This window comes from Psychrobacter sp. 1U2 (assembly GCF_051847575.1).
In genome coordinates, this window is the sequence record NZ_JBPYDC010000139.1 from 1 (window position 1) to 1,666 (window position 1,666).

General features: G+C 29.9%; 2 protein-coding genes. Both read right to left on the minus strand.

The annotated features are described in order from the left end of the window. On the minus strand, window positions 1–373 hold a 373-nt coding region (locus ACS8FD_RS13895; RefSeq protein WP_439276304.1), incomplete at its 3' end, for a DUF4435 domain-containing protein. After that, window positions 370–1,666 (minus strand): AAA family ATPase (locus tag ACS8FD_RS13900; RefSeq protein ID WP_439276305.1); only part of this gene is annotated, 1,297 nt, incomplete at its 5' end. The genes ACS8FD_RS13895 and ACS8FD_RS13900, both read right to left, overlap by 4 nt.

A 1,666-nucleotide genomic window follows, 5' to 3' on the forward strand; every position in this document is an offset into this window, starting at 1 on the left:
GATTAATGATTTTTCTAAAAGCCGAAGAAAATAACATCATAACTTCTATGTCATGATAATCAGTAACTAAAACCCCATATGCTAGACGATTTTGAGCCTTCCCCTTAATATGATCAAAATCAGCATCGCATACAGCACATACTCTATCAGAGTAATCACTATATAAACCTTTCATGACATCAATCACATTTCTTTTACCCTCAAGTGGTATCAACTTTACAACATCTTCATTTATTAAATTTCTAAACAGCATTACATCACTTTGCCCTTCTACATATAAGGTTATTTTCTCGTATTGAGGATGTGAAACACTCATTTTAAAATCATTTATAACCGTCAAAGGGTCTGAGGAAAAGTATTGCAAAAGGCTCATATACTTTCTACCTGCTTTCTTCTCAAATCTTCTAAATCTATAGTACTATCCCATTTATTTCCTACTATCTGAGGTGAATGGGTAGCTATAATAGATTTACTATTATTAATTTCAGATATTTTGACTAAGTCAGCCATGAACTGTTTTTGCCACACTATATGCAAAGATATTTCTGGCTCATCGATTAATACTAAGGTTGTCGAATCACTATTGAATATTAATTGATACAAGAGTATAACCTGATGTTGTTCACCTGAAGAAAGCTTAGACAAGCTTAACACTTTCTCTTTTTTACCCAAATCTTCATTTTCTTTAATATCTCTAACAAAATAAAATCCACGTTTAGAATCAACTTTAACTTTTTTAAAAATTAATTTGCTATTCAGTATTTCTACAAATGTATTGATTTTTTCATAGATGTCGTCGAAAGTAGATAGCTTTTCATTAGTATCTTTAACATATAGCTTAAGCACCTTAACATCATTGTCTTCAATATGAGTTATTTCCATCTCATTATCAAAAATATTACCTTGTGAAAGAATGTCATACTTCATTAATTCTTTTCTTTTATCCTGTATATTATCTAATTCATTTATTAAGCTCACTTTATCAAGATTATTATATATCTCTCTATTATTAACTAGCCTTTGTGGAAACGTTGAGTCAAGCTCTTGAGATTTTATAGAAACCTGAAGACTCGAACTATTTATCTTAGACTTTAACTTTGCAGAATATCTTTCGATAGCATTAGTATGAAATACCTCACGACCTCTCATGTTACTTTCTTTCAATACTAACCTTTGATCTTGTACAAAATAAGTTTTCTGCTTTTTAGAGAAATTTATTAACCAATCTTCCAGCTCCAACTTGCTTGCATCAACATTAGGGAGGTCAAAATTTTCTAAAATATCTTCTAAGCTAAAATCAGCTCTGATCCTAGACCTTCTATCTATCCATCTATCATGCTCCATCCTTCTCAAGAATGGAAAAAACTCTTCTATCTTTTCTCTATACATACTTTGGTAGTTCTTAAAATCAATAGTGCAACTATTTTCAGATTCGCCATCATATAATGTTATTTCGATAACATTATACTCTTTACCTTCTTTTTCTTTATAGCTATCAAAAATAGCATCTTCTTCATCTTCATTTAGAATATAATTTTCATCGAATAGGCTTAGATTTTTAGATTGAACTGAATTTTCTACTGATGTGTGTTTCCTAATAGAAAAATATCCCATATCTGTTACTAATGATATTCTCTTGAAATCTAGACTAGAAAAATACACAAAG